Raw genomic sequence first — 22,658 nt, 5'->3', positions numbered from 1 at the left:
AATCTTGAATATGAGATTTTATAATATGGTAATAACCATATTAATGAAAGAAGATGTAATCTCAAATTTGCTAATTATTAACAAAATGATAATGATTATCACTATTGATTCTTTAAATAATATAATTTTATATAGGTGTATTGTCAATAGTAATTTTGATTGTAAATTTTGCGGAAACAGGTTATATTTTATTGAGAATGATAATCAATGATTAGTAGCTGAGGAGTGAGCACGAATGAATCGAGAAGAATTGTTTGATGTAACCGTGATAGGCGGAGGACCTGCAGGGCTTTATTCAGCTTTTTATAGTGGACTCAGAGAAATGAAAACGAAAATAATAGAATTTCAACCACATTTAGGTGGAAAAATACATGTGTATCCGGAAAAAATGATTTGGGATGTAGGAGGACTATTACCAGTTACAGGTGATAAGTTAATTGAACAACTTGTACAGCAAGGGTTAACATTTAAGCCAGAAGTTGTATTAGATACAAAAGTGGAATCAATTATTCGTAATCAAGATGGTACTTTTACATTAAAAACAAGTACTGGGGAAGAACACTTTTCAAAAACAGTTATCGTCGCAACAGGAAGTGGTATATTGAAACCGCAAAAGTTATCTATTGAGGGTGCTGAGCGATTTGAAGTATCAAATTTAAATTATACAGTTAAATCTTTAAAGCGTTTTAAAGGTAAAACAGTTATTATTTCCGGTGGAGGCAATTCTGCTGTTGATTGGGCAAATGAATTAGAACCAATTGCGAAAAAAGTGTATGTAACCTATAGAAAAGAAGAATTATCTGGTCATGAAGCACAAGTAAAACAACTTATGAACAGCTCAGCGGAGTGTTTCTTTAATACATCGATTACAAAATTAATTGCTGGTGATAATCATGAAGCGATCGAATATGTAGAATTAACAAATCATGAAACAGGTGAGGTTTCTCATTTACCTATTGATGAAGTTATTATTAATCATGGATATGAACGCGACATTACATTATTAGAAAATAGTGAGTTAGACGTTGCAATTATAGATAATTATTATATTGCAGGTAATGCAAATAGTGAGTCTTCAGTAGATGGATTATATGCTGCTGGAGATATTTTAAAGCACGAAGGGAAACTACACTTAATTGCAGGTGCATTCCAAGATGCTGGAAATGCTGTGAATAAAGCAAAACAATTTATCCAACCAGATGCAAGTGAGTATGGAATGGTTTCTTCTCATAATGAAGTATTTAAGAAGAGAAATCGCGAACTGATTAAGCAGATGATGAAATAATAAGGAACAAGTATACCCCCACGTATTTCTCTATTCCAATGGATGAGAGATGTACGTGGGGGTTTTCCTGTTTACTATATTTTCTATCATTATAATGACACCGGTTTCATCAGTTCATATGATATGAACATTTTATTGGTAAAGCATCCTAGAAAATAATTTAGCTATGTTTTGCTTACGCAGAACATGGCTAAATTACGCTGTCCCTTTAGCGCGTTCATTAGGAAATGGCATATTTAGTATAGAAGCAATATACTGTTTTCCATGCATTCGAGCTAATGATTCTAATATTTGGCGAACACGTTTTGTAAGATGACCTTGTTTTTTGATGGCTTCACAATATGCGTCATAGAAGGCATATTTAGCCCAAAGGAAATCATCTTGTTGGAATAAGAAATGATTTTTGTACCATTCACCAATTGTATGATAACAATTTTTTTCATGTATTGCTGTGCTTTGAGAAAGAAAACGATCAGATAAAGATACATTTAAATGAGAAATTGTGTTTTCTGTTTCAACTTGTAGTGTTTTTTCTAACATTGTAATGATGTGACGAGTAGCCATATGTTAACTCTCCTTTGTGTAAATGGGTAATACCATTCTATATTTAAAAAATTCTTACTATATAATACTATACAATATATGGAATGCATCTACCTGCTTTTTGAACTGCATTTACAAAATCTTTTTTATTTGTTTACAAAAATAAAGTAAAGTAAGATACAGTATAGATGAAAAAATAATAAAGGAATGAACGCATTGTATATAACAGTAGAAGAGACTGCGGAGTATTTGAATTTACCAAAATCGTATATTGAAGAGTTAATTCAGCAAAAGAAAATTCGTGCGCTATTCGATGGAGAGCAATATTTAGTAAATAAAGAACAATTTAATACACATTTAGAACAAATGGAGAAATATAAGCAATTAGTGGAAGAAATATTGAACGAACCAATTCCAGAAGATATGGATGTTAAAGACGAAGATTAAACTATGGAAAATCCCTTATGAAGATATGCAGAAATGTATATTCATAAGGGATTTTTTGTTTAAAGATATCAAAAACATAAGGAGTTCTTAGCCTTTCTTCAAATTTTGATAGGTAGTAGTCTACCATGTTAAAAGCATATTTTTTTCTAGCTAGGACAAACATAGAGAACGTAACCTGTACAGATACATATACTATCAGTGCAAAAGCTTATAAATTAATGGAAGGGGTTTTCTCGTGAGTTTATTTCATTGTGATTTTCTGAAAGACTTAATTGGATCTTTTGTGAGAGTAAACAGGGGTGGTCCAGAATCTCAAAAAGGGACAATAGTCGCTGTATGTTCGGATTACTTTGTATTAAAGAATGAAAAAGGAGAGCTCTATTACTATCAGATTCGTCATCTGAAAAGTATTACAAAAAATGCGAAAGATTGTAAAGCAGATGATTGCAGATGGTTGGAATGTGAATGTGAAGATGACTTTGAAAAGTTACTTCAAAGCTTCAAATATTGCTGGGTGAAAATTAATCGTGGTGGCCCAGAGAAAGTTGAAGGTATTTTACAAGATGTTTCTTGTGAATTTGTGACACTAATTGTAAAAGAAGAAGTTATATTAGTTGCAGTATCTCATATTAAGAGTGTAACAGTACCTTGTAGAGAGAGCGAAGAAAGCGAAAGTGAAAGCGAAAGTGAAAGTAATAATTCAGGTCGAGCTCGCGCACAAAGACAGTCAAGAAGAGGAAGATAATAAGAAAGGAGGATATAAATTTGGAAAGTATATTATGCTGTGAACAAATTAAAGGCTTAGTCGGTGAGACTGTAAAAGTAAATCTTCGTGGACCAGAGAGTCGAGTGGGGGTACTTGTATCGTTAGGAAGAGATTACCTTACATTACAACTTCCTCTTGGTGAATTAGTATATTACCAATTGAAACATGTGAAAAGTCTAGTTAAGAAAGTGAAAGAAAGTAAATGTGGCGATGGCTATGTTTCATGTTTCTGCTCTGATGATGATACTTTTGTCGATGTATTACGTGACTTGAAGTATAAGTGGGTAAAGATTAATCGTGGCGGCCCAGAGTGTGTAGAAGGCTTATTAAGTGAAGTGCATGAAGAATGTATTACGCTAGTAAACGGTGATGAAGTTATTTATATCATTAATTATCATATTAAGAGTGTGAGTCAAGTAGTGAAATGTAAAAAGAATGAAGATGAATAATGTTTAATAAATAAGAGGGGCATTATGAGGGAAAGAGAAGAACAATTTCTTATTTCGATAGTATGAAAAGGAATTACTTACTATTAAGACAGAACATTGCCCTGATTATTTTTTTGAAATGGAAGATAGTAAAGCTGAAATTCATAGGAAGGAGGATATAGATGAATGAGTTAAACAAAAGTATTGGGGAAAATATATATGTTAAATTAATCGGTGAAAAAAGGTTTAAAGGTATATTAATAGACGTAGGAAATGACATTATTGTTCTTTACAATGGACAAGACTATGTATATATATCTTTATATCATGTACAATACTATAAATTTTTAAGAGCACATGACGAAGACATACTAAAACCAGATGTTGATTCTGTAATTAAGAGGGAATCCCCTTCAATTTCTTTGAGAAAAGTATTAAGTACTTCTAAAGGGATTTTTACAGAAGTTTATGTAGCAGGAAATGCTCCAATACATGGTTATGTTACAAGTGTGATGAACGACTATATTGTTTTTTATAGTCCGGTTTATAAAACGGTATATATATCTTTAAAGCATTTAAAATGGTTAATTCCGTATAAAGAAAACCAAGTACCGTATGCCCTCAATAAAAATGAACTCCCCGTAAATCCGTTAAATATTACGTTAGCTAGAACGTTTGAAGAACAGCTTATTAAAATGGCTGGGAAAATTATGGTGTTCGATTTAGGTGAGGAGTCCAATAAAATTGGAAAAATGGCGAAAATTGATGAAGGTCATATTGAAATATCAAAAGCACGTGATGCAAAAATGTATGTGAATATTCAACATGTAAAATCCGTCCATTGTCCGTAGATTAGTTGAAAGGGCTGGCTTTTTCTTTTATCCGGAGAAGAAAAGGTCGAGCCTATTTGTTTTAGTTTAATTTGGATATGAGGGGAAAATGAATTGAATATAAACATAGTATAGTGTGATTTTTTAAAAGGTAACTTTGCACTAACTTATAAAAATTGTGTACGAGCTATCTTTTTATGTATTCAATTTATTTTTTGAGGAGGAGCTGCTCAACTAATTTATTAAAGGGGTTTTGTTTGTGGAGCAGTTTCCGAATTCGTTATCAATTACATTGCTTGGTAGTGCTGGTGGAGCAGCAAAAGCAGTTTTAGCAATTTTAAATCAAGCGATAGCAAATGAAAAAGATCCAATTTATGAAGTATTAAAGAATGCTAAATTTCATTTGGTGGATATAAAACAAAAAGATAGGAATTATTACGATGAGTTGTTTTCGAATTTGAAAGATCAATTATATTTATATGAGATAAACCTTCAAAATGTAGTGGAATTTAAACAACATTTAAAAGAAAAAAGTACGAGTGTTGTGATTGATGTTTCAGGGGCAGATACAGTTAGAGTATTAAGCTGCTGTAATGAATTAGGAATTTGTTATATTAATTCAGCCTTGGAAAATGAAGCAGTAGATCAGGACGACAGCTTAATCGGCTTTCAGCTTACGGAAAGATATACAAGGTTTGAGAAGGAGAAAGAGAAATTTACAAATACAAAAGCGATTATAGGTTCAGGTATGAATCCAGGTGTTGTTCAATGGATGGTTGTTGAGCTTATGAAGGAACGACCAAATGAAAGGCCAAGAGCATGTTATATTGTAGAACATGACACGTCGTTTTTGCATGATACAGCACTTATAAAGCCACATACACTTTATGCTTCATGGGCAGTAGAGCGATTTTTAGATGAAGCAATCTGGAGTTATCCGATGTATATGAGTCATCATCGGCCTCTTTACTTTTATGAAGATGTATATGCTTCAGAGTATAAAGTGAAGTTAGGAGAAAAAGAATTCTATGGTTGTTTAATGCCACATGAGGAAGTATTAATTTTAGGGAAAAACTTCAATATGGAAGTTGGTTTTCTTTACCGAATTAATGAGTATACAACAAATATAATTAGACAGAACTTAGATCAAGTAGAAGATTTATGGAACTGGAATCGTAAAGTGTTTAATCCAGCGGAAGAAGAGGTTGCTGGAGAGGACTTGGTCGGTGTGTTACTCGTTTATGAAAATAGTGAGACATATATGTATAATGTAATGAATAGTAGCCAAGTTTTTCGTAAATATAAAACGAATGCAACGTATTTTCAGGTAGGGTGCGGAATTTATGCGGGCTTGTCTAGTTTACTTTTAGATCAATTTGAACAAGGTGCTTATTACGTCGAGGAGTTGTTATTAAATACAGAAAGTAAGTACGGTGAGTATTTAAATTTATATATGAAGGATTTTGTAATAGGGCATAATAATTTTACTGATGGATTGTTACATGATAGGGTAAGGTGGATATAAGTTGTTACTAAAAGGAAGGAGAGATCTCCTTCCTTTTAGTATTATAAGGTTAAATATTGCCCTGAAAGCAATTTCATACTTATACTTTAAGGAGATAACAATGAAAGTTTTTTGTATCGATCAAGGGGAGTTTTTATATGAACAAATACAAGAGCTTGATTTATGAAGAAAGAAGAGCCTTAAAGGTATTTATATTATTATTTTATATTATATTCTTTTTATATGACGCTATATATTATTTTGTATATCCTGCTATGAATATTAGTGGAACAGCGGTAGGGTGGCCAGAAGGTAGTCTTGGGATAGGTGTGCCTATATTTGTAATAGCATTATTTCCTATTTCTATATATCTTCAAAAAAGAGGGTATGTATATTCTGTAAAATATTTATTTTTATTTGGATACATGTTTATCAATCTTGTTAATAATTTAATGATTTATTTGCGAACGGATAGACCTTTTGAACATGGTAGTATGGTAGAAATGTTGTTAATTTTATTTGCCCCAGTTTTCGTGAATAGAAAATACTTTTATTTAGTTTCCTTTAGTGTAATTGGAAAGTACGTATTTTTCACATTGCTATTACAAGATTTAAAAGTGATAATTCCACTTGTTTTATGTGTATTTTATTTCATTATTTCACATTCTTTATTAAAACGATTTCAATCTTATGTAAGAACAGTGGTTGAAATGATGAACAATATGAAAGAGACGGAAAATTTAGCTGTGATTGGGACTATGTCTACAACAATTGCCCATGAAATTCGAAATCCACTAACAGCGTTAAAAGGGTTTACGCAAATGCAAAAAGAAAGAAATCCAACTGATACGATGAGCTACGACATTATGCTACAAGAAATTGAAAGGGTTAATGGATTTGTTAGTGAATTGATGTTGTTAGGGAAACCAAAGCCAACAAATTATGAAAGGTGTAATATACGAGACACCCTTCTATATGTTGTGCATCTAATGGAAAGTTATGCAACGCAATATAGAGTTAAATGTAATTTACAAGTAGATGGAAATTTAACGGCTATAAACGGAGATGATAAGCAATTAAAACAAGTGTTATTAAATATCATTAAAAATGGAATAGAATCAATGCCAGAGGGTGGAGAAATTCATATCCGTGCATATCAAAAAACGCAAGGACATTTGTGTATTTCTGTTGAAGACCAAGGATGTGGTATAGAGAATGAGAAGTTAGAAAAAATCGGCAAGGCGTTTTACACAACAAAGGAGAATGGTACAGGACTTGGATTAATGATTACATATAAAATTATTAAGGAACATCAAGGGAGTATCACGATCCAAAGTAGTCTAGGAGTAGGAACGAAAGTAGAAATTTTTCTGCCGACCGTTTAATGTATTTGAGAAAAGATTTTTCAGAAAAGTGTTCTTGTTGTGTAAATATAAACATTTTATAAAATGTTTCAAGAAGGGTTTTTTTTATAAAATACTTCGTTTATAATGGAGGAAAATATCGACATGAGATTGATTGCTCATGTAACGGTTCAGTAGTGTTATGAAAAGATAAGAAGGGGTGCACGCGCATCCTTTTTTCTATGCAGATATTATGAAAGAGGTGGTATGATGGAATTAACATTAAATTCGACTGTATGTTTACACACGATTCAATTTCGAAAAGAGCAAAAGAATTATACTGTAAAAGACACAATTACAGGAGAAAAATATGAAATGCCGCCACTTTGGATTGATGCATTGGCAATGATGCGTGACGGTTTTTTATTGGGGGAAATTGAGGAGAAATTAAAAGAAGAGTATCCATCCGAAGAAGTGAATATGTTAGCATTCACGAAGCAACTGTTAGAACTAGAACTTGTTGAAATGGTAGATGGGGAAGAAATAGCTTGTACAAAGAAGAAAGAGAAGGATTATTTAGCTTGGTTACGTCCTCATGTTGAGCAATTCTTTCTTAATTTAAATAAAAAAAATAGAAGCAAAGGTCAATGATGATCTTTGCTTTTTTGTATAGTTTGTTTAAAAAATTACAGCAAATGCTCTTGCAAAAGCACCGTCGCTATCTTTAATTTTTAAAGGTGCTGCTGAGAAGAAGAAACGTTTCGTGTGAATGGCATCTAAGTTTGTTAAGTTTTCGATTAAATAAATATTATTCCCAAGTAGTATGTGATGAATTGGTGATGTTTCTGTCGTTACCTCATCAGGAGAAATAAAATCTAAACCGACAGATTTTACTTTTAATTGTACTAGTTCCTCGGCTAATTCTTCAGAAAGATAAAAAGCTTCTTTCTCATACGCCTCCGTGTTCCATTTAGTAGATAGATTGGAATGGAAAATAACAATATCTCCTTCTTTTATATCAGCATCGTGCAGTACTTCTTTAGGTAGTTTTCGTTCTTGTACATGAGTTACATCAATAAGAACAGCTTCACCTACAAATTGATCCAGCGGTAATTGATCGATGGTCGTTGCGCCTGAAATAAAATGCGCAGGAGCATCACAATGCGTGCCAACATGAACGACAGAATGAAAATCTGTAACTTGATAGCCTGATTCTTCAACACTTGTAACAGCTTCTAGTTGTATTTTAGGTGTTCCAGGAAATTGAGACATATTATTTTCAAATGTTTGTGATAAATCAATTACTTTCATTTTACATACCTCCAATATATGTTTTTCAAATAATAAAAAGCTCATCCTTCAGTATCAAGAAAGATGAGCTTTACATGCTAGTTGAGTTTTATCTTCCAAAATGCAATGCATTTTGCAGGAATTAGCACCTATTCAGTTCGTATAAACTGAGGTTGCTGGGCTTCAAAGGGCCAGTCCCTCTGCCTCTCTTGATAAAGAAGTATTCGGTTTCAAAATCTTAATTTTCTGATAGTTAAATTGTAATTCATTTCCTTTTTATGTGCAATACAAAATAGGTATTCACCCAAATAAAGCCGCTCGCATATTGTAGCTTATGTAAATAGAATGCTGCGAAGGAGTGAGTGCAGTGACAGGAAATGTATTGAATTATTATGCTGGTGGTAATACAGCTAGGGGATTTCACAATTTATACGAAGAGAATTTAAAAGGATTAGACAGATTATTTATCTTAAAGGGTGGTCCAGGAACGGGAAAATCTTCTTTAATAAAGGCAATAGGTCGTGAATGGGTTGGAAAAGGATATGATATTGAATTTTTACATTGTTCTTCTGACAATAAATCGGTTGATGGTGTAATTATCCCACAATTAAAAGTAGGAATTGTTGATGGGACATCACCGCATGTTATTGAGCCAAAAATGCCAGGAGTTGTTGAAGAGTATATAAATTTAGGAATTGCTTGGGACTCAGATAAACTAAGAAAGCAGAAGTTAGAAATTGAAAGATTTGTTTCAGAAGCAAGCAAAGCTTTTCAGTCTGCTTACGCACGTTTTAAAGAGGCATTGGTTATACATGATGAGTGGGAGAAGATATATATTGATAATATAGATTTTAATAAAGCAAATGAACTAACCGATCAGCTAATCCAGAAATTATTTGCAGATAAAAGCGGGAGACAATCTCTTGTCAAACATCGTTTTTTAGGAGCTGCAACACCGAAAGGAGCAGTTGACTTTGTTCCTAATTTAACAGAAGGGTTACCACATCGTTATTTTATAAAAGGGCGCCCAGGCTCTGGAAAATCAACAATGCTCAAAAAGTTAGCTAAGGCAGCTGAAGAAAAAGGATTTGAAGTTGAAGTATATCATTGCGGATTTGACCCGCATAGTCTTGATATGGTTATCGTAAGAGAATTAGGCTTTGCAATTTTTGATAGCACCGCACCGCATGAATATTTTCCAAGTCGTGAGGGTGATGAAATTATTGATATGTATGCCCTTATTGTTACGCCAGGGACTGATGAGAAATATGCGAAGGAAATTCGTGATGTTTCCATTCAGTATAAAGCAAAAATGAATGAGGCAATGTCTTTCTTAGCGAAAGCAAAATCGGTTCGTGATAAATTAGAACGAATTTATATTGCTGCTATGGATTTTTCAATAGTAGATGCATATAAAGAGGAGATTCAAAAAGAGTTTGAACGAATTGCTGCTACTGTAATTGAAAAGCAACAATAGAAGTTTTATTAGGCTGTCAGTAATTTCTGACAGTTTTTTTAGTATGTAGTAACATTAATAGTGTATTGTCGAATTTCCAAGGAAATAATCAAAAAATGGAGATGTTATGAAATGAGAGAGAAAATCGAGTTGGAGTTAGAAAGAATTGAAAAAGAGAATGATGTGAAAATTTTATTTGCGGTGGAATCAGGGAGTCGTGCTTGGGGGTTTCCATCGAAAGATAGCGATTATGATGTTAGGTTTGTTTATATACATCCGGTAGAATGGTATTTATCAATTCATGACAAACGTGATGTAATTGAATATCCAATTAGTGATGATTTAGATATAAGTGGTTGGGATATTAAAAAGGCGTTGCAACTATTCGCGAAGTCGAACCCAGCTTTACTTGAGTGGATTCGATCACCAATTTTTTATTCGAAAAACTCTAATTTTCCAGAACTACTTCAACAGATGAGTGAGAAGAATTTTGATCCAAAAGCAACGATATATCATTATTTACATATGGCGTCGAAAAATTATCGTGAATTTTTGCAAGGTGAGAATGTAAAGCTGAAAAAGTACTTTTATGTATTACGTCCTATTTTAGCTTGTAAGTGGCTAGAAGAGAAAGCAACTTTACCACCTGTAGAATTTGATCGATTGATTACAGAATTACCATTAGAACGTAGTGTATTAGATGAGATTGAAAAGTTGTTAATAAAGAAAAAAGCAGGTACTGAATTAGATGTTGGATTGAAAATTAAGGTGCTAAATCAATTTTTAGAAGAACAAATTCATTACTATGGGCAATATGTAAAAGGAATTGAAAAGGGATCAGGGATCGATATTGAAATTTTAAATACACTATTTCGAGACATGCTGTTTGAAGCATATGAAAAAGAGCACAAGTAAGTTTGTGCTCTTTTTATTTTGTAGGAATGAAGAAAACAGATATAGCTGCGACAAGACCTGCAAAGGAGAATAAGTAAAAATTCCATGCTAAGTCATATTGCATTGTCATTATAATACCGATGAGAATAGGGCCAGCAATTGCACCAACTCGGCCAAGTCCCAGTCCCCAGCCTAAGGAGGTAGCTCGGATATGTGATGGGAAGTATTGTGTTACATATGCATTTAATATTTGAGTAATACCGACCGATCCAATACCAGCAAGGCCAATTAAAAGATAAATGATTGTAACAGATGGCTTAATTGTTAATAGTCCGATACATATGGCTGCCATAAGATAAGAGATGCTAATAACAATTTTTGCGCCTATACGATCAGCAATTGCTCCAGCGAATAACGCACCAACAGCTGCGGTAATATTTAGCATAAGTAGAAAAGACAGACTAGATCCAAGAGGATATCCCGCCTGGCGCATCATCTGTGGTAACCAAGTATTTAAACCGTATATTAAAAACATTCCCATTATATAAGTGATCCAAAAAAGTAGTGTTGCTTTTATGTATTCTTTTGAGAATAAAGTAAAAAATCCATTTTTCTTTCGTATAGTAGATGGAGCTTGATGAGTTTTATTTTTTACATGAAATTCAATTTGAAAACGATTAAGAATTTGGTTCACTTCTTCTTGGCGATTACGTGATAATAAAAATTGAATGGACTCAGGTAAATAGCGAATAATGAAAGGAATGAGGAGTAGTGGAATCATTCCGATACCAAACATAATTCTCCATCCGAAATCTTCTAACATAAACATAGACAAAATAGCACCTAATACGATACCTAAAGGATAGCCAGTAAACATAAGAGCATAAATAAAAGATTGCCTTTTTTTTGGTGAATATTCAACAGTAAGTGCTGAAGCCGTTGGGATAACACCGCCTAATCCGATTCCTCCTATAAATCGAGATAATCCAAATAACTTAGGAGAAGAAGCGATAGCCGCTAAACCCATTGTGATAGAAAAAAGTGCTAAACAGCATATAAGCGTCCATTTACGCCCAATTAGATCTGTAATCGTTCCAACTAGAATAGCCCCAATAAACATCCCAAATAAAGCATAGCTTGCAATTGTACCAGCGTGCGCTGGTGATAGCGCCCAGCTTTTGTCTTCTAGGAGCTTTGGTAGAACGGCACCGTAAATACCTAAATCATATCCATCAGCTAAAATGGCTAGCCAACAAATAAAAACAACAAGTTTTGTAATAGAGCTTGAAAAGATAGTTTCTGTAGATTCTAGATGAGGTGGAGCTGAAGGTTGCATAATATTCACCTCTTTTAATTTGTAGATGAATATATTATTTTATTTAATGTTAATATTTTCCTCCCTGTGTCGAAATTTATCTGAACAGGTTTTATAACAAATAAAGAAGTTCAACCGTAATTCTGTTGAACTTCTTTATTTGTTTACTCATTATCAACGCGTTTTAACGGTTGATCTGCTGGGCCTTCAAGAACGTCTCCCTCAATTGAAAAACGAGAACCATGGCAAGGACAATCCCAAGTACAATCACCATTATTCCATTCAACTTCACAGCCGAGATGTGTACAAGTTGTATCGACGATATGTAATTTTCCTTCTTTGTCCTTATAAGCACCTGCTCGTTTACCGTTAACATGTACGACAGATCCTTCACCAACTTCGAGATCTTCTGGCTTACGTAATGCGGTTTCAATCTTTCCTTCAATTAAATGTTTCGCAACATCAATGTTCTGGGAGAGGAACGTTTTTATATCTGGATTTGCATGGAAGCGTGATGGTGCATACAGTTCTTTATAGGGACTGTGGACTTTTAGGATGGAGTCCTTCAGTAGGTGAGCGGCAGCAGTTCCAGTTGTCATGCCCCATTTGCGATACCCAGTTGCAACAAATATATTTGGATTTCTTTCGTTAATATGTCCGATATAAGGAAGCTTATCTAGAGTGATTAAATCTTGTGCTGACCATCTATAAGGAACTTCGTCTATTCCAAAAGTTGCTTCAGCAAAAGAATAAAGTGCTTCATAATGAAGCATCGTATTTATTCCTTGTCCTGTTTTATGACTCTCTCCGCCAATCAAAATTAATTTTTCTCCATTGTTTGTTATATAGCGTAAGGAGCGCTTTGGATCATCAATACTTAAATACATGCCACCTGGATAATCCGTTTTTGCTTTTATTGCAAGAGCGTAGGAGCGTTCTGCGTACATTCGCGTAAAGAAAAAGCTATTTGCATCATAAAAAGGAAAATGTGAACAAGAGACGACATATTCACAAGTGATATGATGGCCCTCTTTTGTAATTATTTGTGGATGATCTCCCTTTTCCACATCCATAGCTGTTGTTTGTTCGTAGAGCTTTCCGCCCATCTCCACAAACTTTTCTAAAAGTGTTTTTAAATAAAGAAGGGGATGGAATTGTGCTTGATTTTTCATTATAAGCGCAGATTGTACTGGAATAGGAATCGATAGAGATTGAACATAGTCACAAGGTATATTTAATTTTTGATAAGCTTCATATTCTTTCGATAAATTTCTTAATCCGTTATCGGTAGTTGTATATAAATATGAATCATCATTTGAGAAATTACAGTCGATTTTATATGTTTGAACAGTTTCATTTATGAATTGTAGAGCCTGATTATTTGATTCATAGTAAAGCCCGGCCTTTTCTACACCGAAATGGTATATTAATTCATCATAAATAAGATCATGTTGTGCTGTTACTTTCGCTGTTGTATGCCCAGTCGTTCCGTTTAAAATACGACCAGAATCAATTAAAACAACATCGATGCCTTCTTTTGCAAGTAAATAGGCAGTAGTAATACCTGTAATCCCAGCACCAATAATAGCAACTTTCGTCTTTATATTTTCGGATAAACGAGGGAAAGTAGGAAACTGAGTAGATTCAATCCAATAAGATAGCGGCAGTTGTGGAAATGTATCACTTGTCATTGCGGAAACCTCCTGATTTTAGAACAATTTTCCTTTTAATATTTCCATAATATATGAAATTCATGTGTGCTGTTTTAGAAGTAGTCTATTTTTATTAAAAGAGGTTACAAATTATTTTAATATAATTAATTAGATGGGGCATTATGAAGTGGTAGGATTTATATAAAACTAAATTCAAGTGATTCTGTTTGTTGATTACATAGGGAGTTATTGAATGAGATAGAGTCTATGGCGTTTAAGAAAATGTCTATATATAGTGGGTAAATCCTTATGGAATCTATACATTTTCTTTAGTGAAATAAAGTATGATTATAAAAATATAACCACCTTTTATTACTAGGTCATAAAAGGTGTTGACAATATAGAAATTCTATTGTTATGATTCATCATGTGGAAAGGTTGATAGAGAGTAAAAAGAGAAATGTTTTTCATTGATAATAAAAGCGAAAAATAAGTGACGATAGAGTGAGTATATTTTCCTTATAATAGATGCTTTTTGGATCATCTAGTAAAATCAATCTGGAAGCAAGAATTGATATATGTAAGTTGCGCAAGGCGCGGCATAAGAAAGGAGCAAAAGGATGAAGGAGCTTCATACGTTTGGGTGGTATGCAGCACGTGTATCACCACATTTGCCGAAAAAAGCATTTAAACCAGTGCCTACTCGTTTATTTGGTGGACTGGCTTATTTGCTTGTGGCATTGGCGGGGTTAATATCGATTGGTGTATTTGAATTGAATGTGTGGGCGAATCTAGGAATTGCGATTGTTCTTGGATTATGTTTTGCTTCACTTGGATTTTTAGGGCATGAAATTTTACATGGAACTGTTGTAAGAAAGGCATGGCTTCGTGACTTCTTAGGCGCGATTGCATTTATGCCATTATCAACAGGGCCAAAGCTTTGGAGAAAGTGGCATAATGCAACGCATCATGTTCATACACAGCATGAAGAGAATGATCCGGATGCATGGCCGACACTTGAGAAACTTAAGAAGAGTAAGTTTTTGAGTTGGGTATATCGTATGCCTTTACATGTACGTTCATTCTTTAGTTTTCTGTCACTAACAATTCAATTTACATTGCATTCGACTCGAATGTTCTTTCATTTTATAAAAGAGTTCAAGTCATCCAATCAAAAATCTGTATGGCTTCAACTTCTTTTGCCTTGGACAGTTTGGATTAGTTTATTGTTTATTATGGGACCTGGAAAATGGTTATTTGCATATGTCATTCCGTTGTTAATTGCTAACTTTATTGTAATGGCATATATCGCAACAAATCACCGCTTAAATCCAATTGTTCCAGTAAATGATCCGTTAGCAAACTGTTTGTCAGTAACAGTGCCGCGCTGGGTAGACGTTTTACATTTCAATTTCTCATATCATACAGAACATCATCTGTTTCCTGCTATGAGTTCTAAATACTATCCGTTAGTAAAAGAGAAGATTAAAGAAATGTGGCCGGAACGCTATCATGAGATGCCGATGACAAAAGCTTTGGCAGCGCTATGGAATACACCACGTGTGTATTATCAAGGAAGTGAATTAGTGGATCCGCATAGAGAGCATTTCTATGGTTCTTTAGGAAATGGACTAGATCCTCATAATATTTCATATCGTGAGGAACATATAGAGGAAGAAAAGAGTATTAAAAAAGTAAATCAGTAAAAATTAATATATTTTTGCAATGAAAAAGCAAGCCATCTCAGGCTTGCTTTTTCTTATAAAGAAACTTCCTTTTTGTTCTTTTTATGGAAATGGACGGAGTTAGTTTCTTTTCGTTGTAGTCGTTTTTCTAAAAGATTAACAAAATAAGTAAATAGAAGAACAAGTACGAGATAGTATACACCAACGATTATGTAAGTATCTAATTGTTGGAAGTTACCTGCTGCAATTGATAAACCTGATCCCCATAATTCGGACAGTCCTACGTAAGCGACAAGTGAAGAGTCTTTTAATCCGATAATAAATTGGTTTCCTAGAGGAGGAAGAGACAGACGAAATGCTTGTGGTAATATAATCCGGCGCATAGCTAAAGGGTAAGGCATACCTAAGGAGCGAGCGGCTTCCAATTGTCCCCGGTCGACGGATTGAATGGATCCTCGGAAAATTTCCGTAATATATGCACCGTTATGAATCGCTAAAGCGATTGCTCCTGCCCAAAAAGGGGAGAAAACAATGATAGATGTAATGCCAAAATAGAGAATTGCGATTTGAACGATTAAAGGTGTACCACGAATAATAGCAATATAGATATGAGCAATGCTATTTAAAACTTTGTTATTCGAGATTCGAAAGAAAGCAAATAATAATCCAATTAATGAACCGAGTACTAGGGAGGTTAATGTTAATTGTAATGTGACAATAGTAGCCTTTAAGAGTGTGGGATAGGTAGAGATAAAAATTTCAAACATGTGTTTCACCTCATATTGTATAGATTTTAGTAGAGAATGAAATGCCCCACATAAAATGAACATTTAATCAGTGGGGCACTGTTTATGAATCTTTTGAATGGCTAACTTACTTCGTTTTTTCCTCTTCACCGAGAATATTACGCCCGAACCATTTTTTACTGATCTTTTCATACGTACCATCTTTAATGATTTCATCTAACGCTTTATTTACTTTCTCAACCATTTCTTTATCATCTTTGCGAATAGCAATTCCCATTTCATCAAGATTTAATGGTTTTCCGGCTTCTTTTATATTGGATTTTCCTTCTTTTATCATACGTAGACCAACCATTTGATCCGTAATTACTGCATCAACACGCCCAGGCTCTAAATCCATAAGAGCAGTAATATCGCTGTCATATTCTGTGATTTGATCTGTATATTTTGCAACAAGATTTTTAAAGGTACTAGCTTTTACAACACCAATTTTCTTACCTTTTAAATCTTCTGGAGAAGAGATAGCGTTATTCTTTTTAGCTACAAAAATTTGGGCGCCAGAGCGATAGTACGGATTTGAGAAACTAACAGCTTTTAAGCGCTCCTCTGTAATTGCCATACTACCCAGTATTACATCATATTTCTTCGCTTGAAGACCTTGAATCAGCGTTTCCCATGGGTTTGTAACTGGCGTAGCCTTCATGTTCATCTTTTTAGCAAGAGCTTCACCAATTTCTACATCAAAACCGACAAGTTTGCCGTCATTTTCTTTATAGTTAAAAGGTTTGTATAATCCACTCATCGCATAGCGAAATTCTTTTTCACCATTTGTTGAAGTAGTAGAGCTTTCTTTGCTACAAGCTCCTAGTATGAAAGATGTACATAGTGTAATGCTAGCAACAATGGTTAATAGTTTTCTTTTCATAAAACCCCTCCTATATATTGATCATACGGATGGTTTTTAGTATGTTATTGAAATATTTAATTTGGATGATTAGTTGTGCACCGTATGAATGTATTCCTTTTCGTCTGAAACAGAAGTTACATTATAAAACGTTGCGTAAAAATTGTTTTACCCGTTCATGTGAGGGAGCTGAAAAGAATTGTGCTGGCGGAGCATCTTCTACAATCTTTCCATCATCCATAAAGATGACGCGATCAGCTACATCTCTTGCGAAATTCATTTCATGAGTAACAATAACCATTGTCATCCCTTCTTCAGCAAGTTCTTTCATAACTTGCAATACTTCTCCAACAAGTTCAGGGTCTAAAGCTGAGGTAGGCTCATCAAATAGCATAATCTTAGGGCTCATTGCAAGAGCTCGTGCAATGGCAATGCGCTGTTTTTGACCACCTGAAAGAAGATGAGGAGTTACATCCGCTTTATCTTGAAGGCCGACTTTTTGGAGAAGTTGAGTTCCAATATCCTTTGCATTTGTTTTCTCTAATTTTTTTACGTGAATAGGTGCTTCTATGATGTTTTCTAGTGAGGTCATATGAGGAAAGAGGTTAAAGTGCTGAAAAACCATGCCGACATTTTCACGGACTTTATTTAAATTTGAATGCTTTGGATCAATTCGCTCACCTTGTAAGTGAATTTCGCCTTCATCGTACATTTCTAAAAAGTTAAGACAGCGAAGTAATGTACTTTTACCAGAACCACTGGCACCAATTAAAACAACAACTTCTTTTTCTTTTACTTCTAAATCAATTCCTTTTAACACATCAAGTGAACCGAATGATTTTACTAGATTTCGAACTTGAATCATACAAAACCCCCAGTTAAAAATATATTTTACAAATGTTGCCCCTTATTTCTGTTATTAGTCATAAATTGTCAGAATCCTTTATTTTTTTCGTGCAATTTGATATTCAAAGAAATAATATTTTTTAAAATCTCTATATCCTTCTATAATGAAAATGTGGATAATAATATATAGGTAGTATTTATATTGCTTATAAAAAGGGGGAAAGGGAAGATGGAAAAAGAAAGGAAAACATTTTCTTTTGGATTACGTACACAACTTATGCTATTCACTACAGTTTTAGCTTTCATTACATATTCAACAAGTATCTTTTTTATTTACGTGATATACGATTATTTTCAAAGTTATGTAAGTCAAACTGTATATAATATTATCGTTATGTTATTAGGGGTAGTATGGTCTGGAATTTTAGCATATGGAGCAGCCCTATTTTTAATTAAACCGCTTCGCAAGTTAGAGGAGGCGGCAAGAAAAGCAGCTGAGGGTGATATTCGTGAAGATGTTCCATTACCGAAGACAGATGATGAAATTAAATCTTTAAGTGTTGCATTTAATATGATGTTAGGAAACTTAAGAGGCATGGTAAAAAATATTGATACAACATTTTCGTATACAAATAATCAAGTACAGCAGATTAGAAAACAAACAGGCCAAGCAACGAGACAAGCGCAAGGTGTATCTGAGACACTTGCAGAGATTTCTTCAGGCGCTGAGCAATCAGCGGCATCAATTCAAGCAATTGTTTCTGCTGTTGATACAACGACTTCTATTGCAAGTGAAGTAGAAGAAAAAGCGAAGCAGTCTGATACATTGTCTTCAGAAATGGTTGAAGCTTTAGGGCATAGTACTCGTGTCTTTACGTCTTTAATTCAAGGTATTCAAACATTGGCAAAAGAAAATGAAGATTCAATGCAAAATGTACAGAAGTTAGAAGAACGAATGAAACAAGTAGAACATATTGTGTCTGTTGTGAGTGCGATTGCTAGCCAAACGAATTTATTAGCACTAAATGCTTCTATTGAGGCAGCTCGCGCAGGAGAGCATGGAAGAGGCTTTGCGGTTGTTGCGGAAGAAGTACGTAAACTTGCTGATGAAAGTGATCATTCTGCAAGAAACATATCGCAGTTATTACGGAATATGCAAGATGAAGTACAACAAGTTGCAATGAAAATGACAGAACAAGTGAAAATAGCTAAAGAAGAGGCGAAACGTGGGGAAGCTACGGAATTAATTTTAAAAGAAATGTCATCAAGTGTTATGGAAGTAGCCGATGCAACTCAGCAAATTAGTAGTTATATGAATGAACAAGTGAGCCACATTCATCAAACAGGAGCACAAACAAAAGCTGTAGCATCAATTGCTGAAGAAACGTCAGCTGGTTCGCAAGAAGTGGCGCGTGTGACGCTACAACAGTCTAAAAATATGATAGTAATCGATCAATTATTAAAGGATTTAGAGAAGCAAGCAACTGATTTGAAACAAACAATTGAACGATTTTCAATGTAAAAGGAAGAACAGAATGCTGTTCTTCTCTTTTTTATTTAGCTTGATTTAATATTTACAGTTAAACTATGAACGTTTCCGCAACATTCTTTTCTGCCCCTTTCGGATGAAAATTATAGCGAGCTATAATATTAAAAGGGGTGTCTTTTATGAAAAAAGAAAAAAGACAACGGTTAATTAAACAATTTGTAAAGGAGTATGAAATAGATAAGCAAGAAAGATTAGTAGAATTGTTAGCAAAAAAAGATGTATTAGTAACACAAGCTACGGTTTCTCGCGATATTCGTGAGTTAAACTTAACGAAGGTACCTTCTCAAGAAGGATTAATGATATATAAAGTTTTCTCAGAAGAGCATTTACAAACTGATATAAAGTTAAAGAAAAAATTACGAGAAGTTGTTGTAAAAATTGATTGTGTAGATCAATTAATGGTTATTAAAACATTACCTGGTAATGCACATGTTATTGGTGTTTTATTTGATGAGTTAGATTGGAAAGAAAAAATAGGATGTATATGTGGAAATGATACATGCCTTATAATTTCACAGTCGAAATCAGATAGGGAGATTATAGAAGAAAGATTAAATTTAATTATTTAGATGCAAAAATCCTGTTTTTAATAAAATTAAAAACAGGATTTTTGTTTAAATACGGAAGTTAAATATTCAACATATATGCGTAATATATGTATTTTTTATTGAGAAAGCGAGATAGTTTGTTATAAAAATACATATTCGTATGATTTTAAAAAAATAACTTGTTTAATATTTCACAATGATAATGTGGATGCTTTCACAAAGATGAAAGTGCAGAGCATTTATTATGTACTTGTAAGACATCAAACATATTTAAAAGGAGGTACAACAAATGAAACATCCGATACATGTTACTTCAGAAATTGGGGAATTACAAACGGTTTTATTAAAACGGCCGGGTAAAGAAGTGGAAAACTTGACGCCAGATTATTTGCAGCAATTATTATTTGACGATATTCCATACTTACCAATTATTCAAAAAGAGCATGATTATTTTGCACAAACGTTACGCAATCGGGGTGTTGAAGTTCTTTATTTAGAAAAACTAGCCGCTGAGGCGTTAGTAGATAAAAAACTTCGAGAAGAATTTGTTGATCGTATTTTAAAAGAAGGACAGGCCGACGTAAATGTTGCACATCAAACTTTAAAAGAATATTTACTTTCCTTTTCAAATGAAGAATTAATTCAAAAAATTATGGGCGGTGTACGGAAAAACGAAATTGAAACAAGTAAGAAGACACATTTATATGAATTAATGGAAGATCACTATCCGTTTTACTTAGATCCAATGCCTAATTTATATTTTACTCGTGATCCAGCAGCTAGCGTGGGCGATGGCTTAACGATAAATAAGATGAGAGAACCAGCGCGTAGACGTGAATCATTATTCATGGAGTACATCATTAAATATCATCCAAGATTTGCAAAACATAATGTACCAATCTGGTTAGATCGTGATTATAAATTTCCAATTGAAGGTGGCGACGAGCTAATTTTAAATGAAGAAACAATTGCGATTGGAGTATCTGCTCGTACTTCAGCTAAAGCAATTGAACGTTTAGCTAAAAATCTCTTTAGCCGACAAAATAAAATTAAGAAAGTGTTAGCAATAGAAATTCCAAAATGTCGAGCATTTATGCATTTAGATACAGTATTTACAATGGTTGATTATGACAAGTTTACAATTCACCCAGCCATTCAAGGGCCAAAAGGGAATATGAATATTTATATTTTAGAAAAAGAATCAGATGAGGAAACTCTTAAAATTACACATCGTACTTCTTTAATGGAAGCATTAAAAGAGGTATTAGGCTTAAGTGAATTAGTTCTTATTCCATGTGGAGGAGGAGATGTAATTGCTTCTGCTCGTGAACAATGGAATGATGGCTCGAACACATTAGCAATTGCGCCAGGTGTAGTTGTTACATATGATCGCAACTATGTATCTAATACGTTATTACGTGAACACGGTATAGAAGTGATTGAGGTGCTAAGTTCGGAATTATCTCGTGGTCGTGGGGGTCCACGTTGCATGAGTATGCCAATTGTTCGTAAAGATATTTAGTATAAATAACGGAGAAAGTAGGGATGAAGTATGTTAATGACTAGACCAAATTTAAAAGGAAGAAGCTTTCTAGCAGAAAAAGATTTTACACAAGAAGAATTGTTATATTTTCTAGATTTGGCAGCAGAATTAAAAGAGAAAAAGAAAAATGGTATTCCGCATCATTATTTAGAAGGTAAAAATGTAGCGCTTTTATTTGAAAAAACTTCTACTCGTACGCGTTGTGCATTTACAGTAGCATGTACAGATTTAGGGGCAAATCCTGAATATTTAGGGAAAGGTGATATTCAACTTGGGAAAAAAGAATCTGTAGAGGATACAGCAAAAGTGTTAGGGCGTATGTTTGACGGAATTGAGTTTCGTGGATTTAATCATGAAACCGTAGAATCTTTAGCGCAAAATTCTGGTGTACCGGTTTGGAATGGATTAACAGATATGTGGCATCCAACACAAACACTAGCAGATTTATTAACAATTAGAGAACATATAGGGAAATTGAAAAATGTGAAGCTCGTTTACGTTGGCGATGGACGAAATAATGTTGCTAATAGCTTACTAGTTGGTGGAGCAATCGTTGGAATGGATGTATGTATTTGTACACCGGAATCTTTATGGCCTGCACAAGAAGTAATTGATTTAGCAAAAAAATATAATGAACAGGTAATGATAACAAGTAATGTGGAAGAAGCTGTTGCGAATGCAGATGTAATTTATACAGATGTATGGGTGTCTATGGGGGAAGAAGAAAAATTTGCTGAACGTGTCGAGTTATTGAAACCTTATCAAGTAAATATGAAAATGATTAAAGCAACAGGGAATGAAAACGTGATTTTCTTACATTGTTTACCTGCATTTCATGATGTTGAAACGATGTATGGCGAAGAAGTTTATGAGAAATATGGGTTGAAAGAAATGGAGGTAACTGACGAAGTATTCCGCAGTAAACATTCAAAAGTATTTGATCAAGCTGAAAATAGAATGCATACAATTAAAGCGGTTATGGCAGCTACTTTAGGAAACATGGAGTAAAGAAGAAAGGGAGTCTTCCTTTCTTCTTTCTCCTCCTTTAGACACTATCATTCACTATTGCTTTTGTATTGTTATTGCA

21 protein-coding genes, 2 pseudogenes and 1 riboswitch are annotated in these 22,658 nt (G+C 33.8%); of the genes and pseudogenes, 16 read left to right on the top strand and 7 right to left on the bottom strand.

Annotation, left to right across the window (positions count from 1 at the left end; genetic code table 11):
• Positions 1 to 235 precede the first annotated feature (235 nt).
• Complete coding sequence (locus tag QO049_RS13260) at positions 236 to 1,285, top strand: NAD(P)/FAD-dependent oxidoreductase (RefSeq protein WP_001078268.1); 1,050 nt, start codon at positions 236 to 238, stop codon at positions 1,283 to 1,285.
• A 195-nt stretch (positions 1,286 to 1,480) separates the two neighbouring features.
• On the opposite strand, the gene QO049_RS13255 is transcribed toward QO049_RS13260, so the two are convergent.
• Complete coding sequence (locus tag QO049_RS13255; protein ID WP_098607501.1) at positions 1,481 to 1,849, bottom strand: hypothetical protein; 369 nt, start codon at positions 1,847 to 1,849, stop codon at positions 1,481 to 1,483.
• A 186-nt stretch (positions 1,850 to 2,035) separates the two neighbouring features.
• Between QO049_RS13255 and QO049_RS13250 the strand changes: the two genes are divergently transcribed.
• From QO049_RS13250 to QO049_RS13220, 7 genes are all read left to right on the top strand, one after another.
• On the top strand, positions 2,036 to 2,275 hold the full coding sequence (locus QO049_RS13250; protein WP_001998970.1) for a helix-turn-helix domain-containing protein: 240 nt from the start codon (positions 2,036 to 2,038) through the stop codon (positions 2,273 to 2,275).
• A 235-nt stretch (positions 2,276 to 2,510) separates the two neighbouring features.
• A complete protein-coding gene (locus tag QO049_RS13245; protein ID WP_000051534.1) occupies positions 2,511 to 3,020 on the top strand; it encodes a hypothetical protein in 510 nt (169 codons plus the stop codon).
• Between the two features lie 20 nt (positions 3,021 to 3,040).
• Positions 3,041 to 3,490 carry a hypothetical protein gene (locus QO049_RS13240; protein WP_000443836.1) on the top strand — a complete coding sequence of 150 codons (450 nt, stop codon included), beginning with the start codon at positions 3,041 to 3,043 and terminating at the stop codon, positions 3,488 to 3,490.
• Between the two features lie 161 nt (positions 3,491 to 3,651).
• Positions 3,652 to 4,320, top strand: a complete 669-nt coding sequence (locus tag QO049_RS13235; protein ID WP_001004265.1) for an LSm family protein — start codon at positions 3,652 to 3,654, stop codon at positions 4,318 to 4,320.
• A 238-nt stretch (positions 4,321 to 4,558) separates the two neighbouring features.
• A complete protein-coding gene (locus tag QO049_RS13230; protein ID WP_000434717.1) occupies positions 4,559 to 5,824 on the top strand; it encodes a hypothetical protein in 1,266 nt (421 codons plus the stop codon).
• Positions 5,825 to 5,961: 137 nt separating this feature from the next.
• Positions 5,962 to 7,188, top strand: a complete 1,227-nt coding sequence (locus QO049_RS13225) for an ATP-binding protein (protein WP_001046107.1) — start codon at positions 5,962 to 5,964, stop codon at positions 7,186 to 7,188.
• A 228-nt stretch (positions 7,189 to 7,416) separates the two neighbouring features.
• Positions 7,417 to 7,797: a hypothetical protein gene (locus QO049_RS13220; RefSeq protein ID WP_000424119.1), complete on the top strand. Its 381-nt coding sequence runs from the start codon at positions 7,417 to 7,419 to the stop codon at positions 7,795 to 7,797.
• Between the two features lie 27 nt (positions 7,798 to 7,824).
• On the opposite strand, the gene QO049_RS13215 is transcribed toward QO049_RS13220, so the two are convergent.
• Positions 7,825 to 8,457 carry a cyclase family protein gene (locus tag QO049_RS13215; protein ID WP_000862983.1) on the bottom strand — a complete coding sequence of 211 codons (633 nt, stop codon included), beginning with the start codon at positions 8,455 to 8,457 and terminating at the stop codon, positions 7,825 to 7,827.
• An 85-nt stretch (positions 8,458 to 8,542) separates the two neighbouring features.
• Positions 8,543 to 8,655, bottom strand: a riboswitch (SAM riboswitch).
• A 148-nt stretch (positions 8,656 to 8,803) separates the two neighbouring features.
• Here QO049_RS13215 and QO049_RS13210 point away from each other — a divergent pair.
• Both QO049_RS13210 and QO049_RS13205 read left to right on the top strand, forming a co-directional pair.
• Complete coding sequence (locus tag QO049_RS13210) at positions 8,804 to 9,913, top strand: PRK06851 family protein (RefSeq protein WP_000147485.1); 1,110 nt, start codon at positions 8,804 to 8,806, stop codon at positions 9,911 to 9,913.
• Between the two features lie 111 nt (positions 9,914 to 10,024).
• On the top strand, positions 10,025 to 10,807 hold the full coding sequence (locus tag QO049_RS13205) for a nucleotidyltransferase domain-containing protein (RefSeq protein ID WP_001208232.1): 783 nt from the start codon (positions 10,025 to 10,027) through the stop codon (positions 10,805 to 10,807).
• A gap of 13 nt (positions 10,808 to 10,820) precedes the next feature.
• Here the strand turns inward: QO049_RS13205 and QO049_RS13200 are convergent, their stop codons facing one another.
• Positions 10,821 to 12,122, bottom strand: a complete 1,302-nt coding sequence (locus tag QO049_RS13200; protein WP_246961794.1) for an MFS transporter — start codon at positions 12,120 to 12,122, stop codon at positions 10,821 to 10,823.
• A 143-nt stretch (positions 12,123 to 12,265) separates the two neighbouring features.
• Positions 12,266 to 13,792 (bottom strand): FAD-dependent oxidoreductase, encoded by a 1,527-nt coding sequence (locus QO049_RS13195; protein ID WP_284489295.1) that lies wholly within the window; start codon positions 13,790 to 13,792, stop codon positions 12,266 to 12,268.
• A gap of 581 nt (positions 13,793 to 14,373) precedes the next feature.
• Between QO049_RS13195 and desB the strand changes: the two genes are divergently transcribed.
• Entirely contained in the window at positions 14,374 to 15,459 is a 1,086-nt protein-coding gene (gene desB, locus QO049_RS13190; protein ID WP_000661226.1) for a Delta(10) desaturase DesB, read from the top strand.
• A 53-nt stretch (positions 15,460 to 15,512) separates the two neighbouring features.
• Here the strand turns inward: desB and QO049_RS13185 are convergent, their stop codons facing one another.
• From QO049_RS13185 to QO049_RS13175, 3 genes are all read right to left on the bottom strand, one after another.
• Positions 15,513 to 16,268 (bottom strand): amino acid ABC transporter permease, encoded by a 756-nt coding sequence (locus QO049_RS13185; RefSeq protein WP_284489294.1) that lies wholly within the window; start codon positions 16,266 to 16,268, stop codon positions 15,513 to 15,515.
• A gap of 43 nt (positions 16,269 to 16,311) precedes the next feature.
• Entirely contained in the window at positions 16,312 to 17,106 is a 795-nt protein-coding gene (locus tag QO049_RS13180) for an ABC transporter substrate-binding protein (protein ID WP_000823768.1), read from the bottom strand.
• A 121-nt stretch (positions 17,107 to 17,227) separates the two neighbouring features.
• The gene (locus QO049_RS13175) at positions 17,228 to 17,950 is read right to left on the bottom strand and encodes an amino acid ABC transporter ATP-binding protein (protein WP_246961796.1); all 723 of its coding nucleotides are present in this window, start codon (positions 17,948 to 17,950) and stop codon (positions 17,228 to 17,230) included.
• Between the two features lie 210 nt (positions 17,951 to 18,160).
• Between QO049_RS13175 and QO049_RS30940 the strand changes: the two are divergent.
• The 5 genes and pseudogenes from QO049_RS30940 to argF all read left to right on the top strand — a co-directional run.
• Positions 18,161 to 18,511: pseudogene (locus tag QO049_RS30940) on the top strand (HAMP domain-containing protein); the annotation flags it as partial.
• Between the two features lie 369 nt (positions 18,512 to 18,880).
• Positions 18,881 to 19,453, top strand: a pseudogene (locus QO049_RS30935) (methyl-accepting chemotaxis protein); the annotation flags it as partial.
• A gap of 146 nt (positions 19,454 to 19,599) precedes the next feature.
• Complete coding sequence (argR, locus tag QO049_RS13165; protein ID WP_000711826.1) at positions 19,600 to 20,049, top strand: arginine repressor; 450 nt, start codon at positions 19,600 to 19,602, stop codon at positions 20,047 to 20,049.
• Positions 20,050 to 20,317: 268 nt separating this feature from the next.
• The gene (gene arcA, locus QO049_RS13160) at positions 20,318 to 21,550 is read left to right on the top strand and encodes an arginine deiminase (protein ID WP_246961800.1); all 1,233 of its coding nucleotides are present in this window, start codon (positions 20,318 to 20,320) and stop codon (positions 21,548 to 21,550) included.
• A 30-nt stretch (positions 21,551 to 21,580) separates the two neighbouring features.
• Positions 21,581 to 22,579, top strand: a complete 999-nt coding sequence (gene argF / locus QO049_RS13155) for an ornithine carbamoyltransferase (protein WP_000930288.1) — start codon at positions 21,581 to 21,583, stop codon at positions 22,577 to 22,579.
• Positions 22,580 to 22,658: the final 79 nt, after the last annotated feature.

Origin of the sequence: Bacillus sp. RB3 (genome assembly GCF_030164735.1) — a bacterium.
Taxonomy (GTDB): Bacteria; Bacillota; Bacilli; order Bacillales; family Bacillaceae_G; genus Bacillus_A; species Bacillus_A cereus.
Note: the sequence above shows the minus strand (reverse complement) of the source record. Positions and strands in the feature narration are given on the sequence as shown.

What these genes read in the sequence shown, in the direction of transcription:
- argR (WP_000711826.1), top strand. Translation starts at nt 19,600, where the DNA reads ATGAAAAAAGAAAAAAGACAACGGTTAATTAAACAATTTGTAAAGGAG.
- desB (WP_000661226.1), top strand. Translation starts at nt 14,374, where the DNA reads ATGAAGGAGCTTCATACGTTTGGGTGGTATGCAGCACGTGTATCACCA.
- QO049_RS13220 (WP_000424119.1), top strand. Translation starts at nt 7,417, where the DNA reads ATGGAATTAACATTAAATTCGACTGTATGTTTACACACGATTCAATTT.
- QO049_RS13175 (WP_246961796.1), bottom strand. Translation starts at nt 17,950, where the DNA reads ATGATTCAAGTTCGAAATCTAGTAAAATCATTCGGTTCACTTGATGTG.
- arcA (WP_246961800.1), top strand. Translation starts at nt 20,318, where the DNA reads ATGAAACATCCGATACATGTTACTTCAGAAATTGGGGAATTACAAACG.
- QO049_RS13200 (WP_246961794.1), bottom strand. Translation starts at nt 12,122, where the DNA reads ATGCAACCTTCAGCTCCACCTCATCTAGAATCTACAGAAACTATCTTT.
- QO049_RS13225 (WP_001046107.1), top strand. Translation starts at nt 5,962, where the DNA reads ATGAACAAATACAAGAGCTTGATTTATGAAGAAAGAAGAGCCTTAAAG.
- QO049_RS13260 (WP_001078268.1), top strand. Translation starts at nt 236, where the DNA reads ATGAATCGAGAAGAATTGTTTGATGTAACCGTGATAGGCGGAGGACCT.
- QO049_RS13215 (WP_000862983.1), bottom strand. Translation starts at nt 8,457, where the DNA reads ATGAAAGTAATTGATTTATCACAAACATTTGAAAATAATATGTCTCAA.
- QO049_RS13195 (WP_284489295.1), bottom strand. Translation starts at nt 13,792, where the DNA reads ATGACAAGTGATACATTTCCACAACTGCCGCTATCTTATTGGATTGAA.
- argF (WP_000930288.1), top strand. Translation starts at nt 21,581, where the DNA reads ATGTTAATGACTAGACCAAATTTAAAAGGAAGAAGCTTTCTAGCAGAA.
- QO049_RS13250 (WP_001998970.1), top strand. Translation starts at nt 2,036, where the DNA reads ATGAACGCATTGTATATAACAGTAGAAGAGACTGCGGAGTATTTGAAT.
- QO049_RS13180 (WP_000823768.1), bottom strand. Translation starts at nt 17,106, where the DNA reads ATGAAAAGAAAACTATTAACCATTGTTGCTAGCATTACACTATGTACA.
- QO049_RS13255 (WP_098607501.1), bottom strand. Translation starts at nt 1,849, where the DNA reads ATGGCTACTCGTCACATCATTACAATGTTAGAAAAAACACTACAAGTT.
- QO049_RS13185 (WP_284489294.1), bottom strand. Translation starts at nt 16,268, where the DNA reads ATGTTCATTTTATGTGGGGCATTTCATTCTCTACTAAAATCTATACAA.
- QO049_RS13235 (WP_001004265.1), top strand. Translation starts at nt 3,652, where the DNA reads ATGAATGAGTTAAACAAAAGTATTGGGGAAAATATATATGTTAAATTA.
- QO049_RS13205 (WP_001208232.1), top strand. Translation starts at nt 10,025, where the DNA reads ATGAGAGAGAAAATCGAGTTGGAGTTAGAAAGAATTGAAAAAGAGAAT.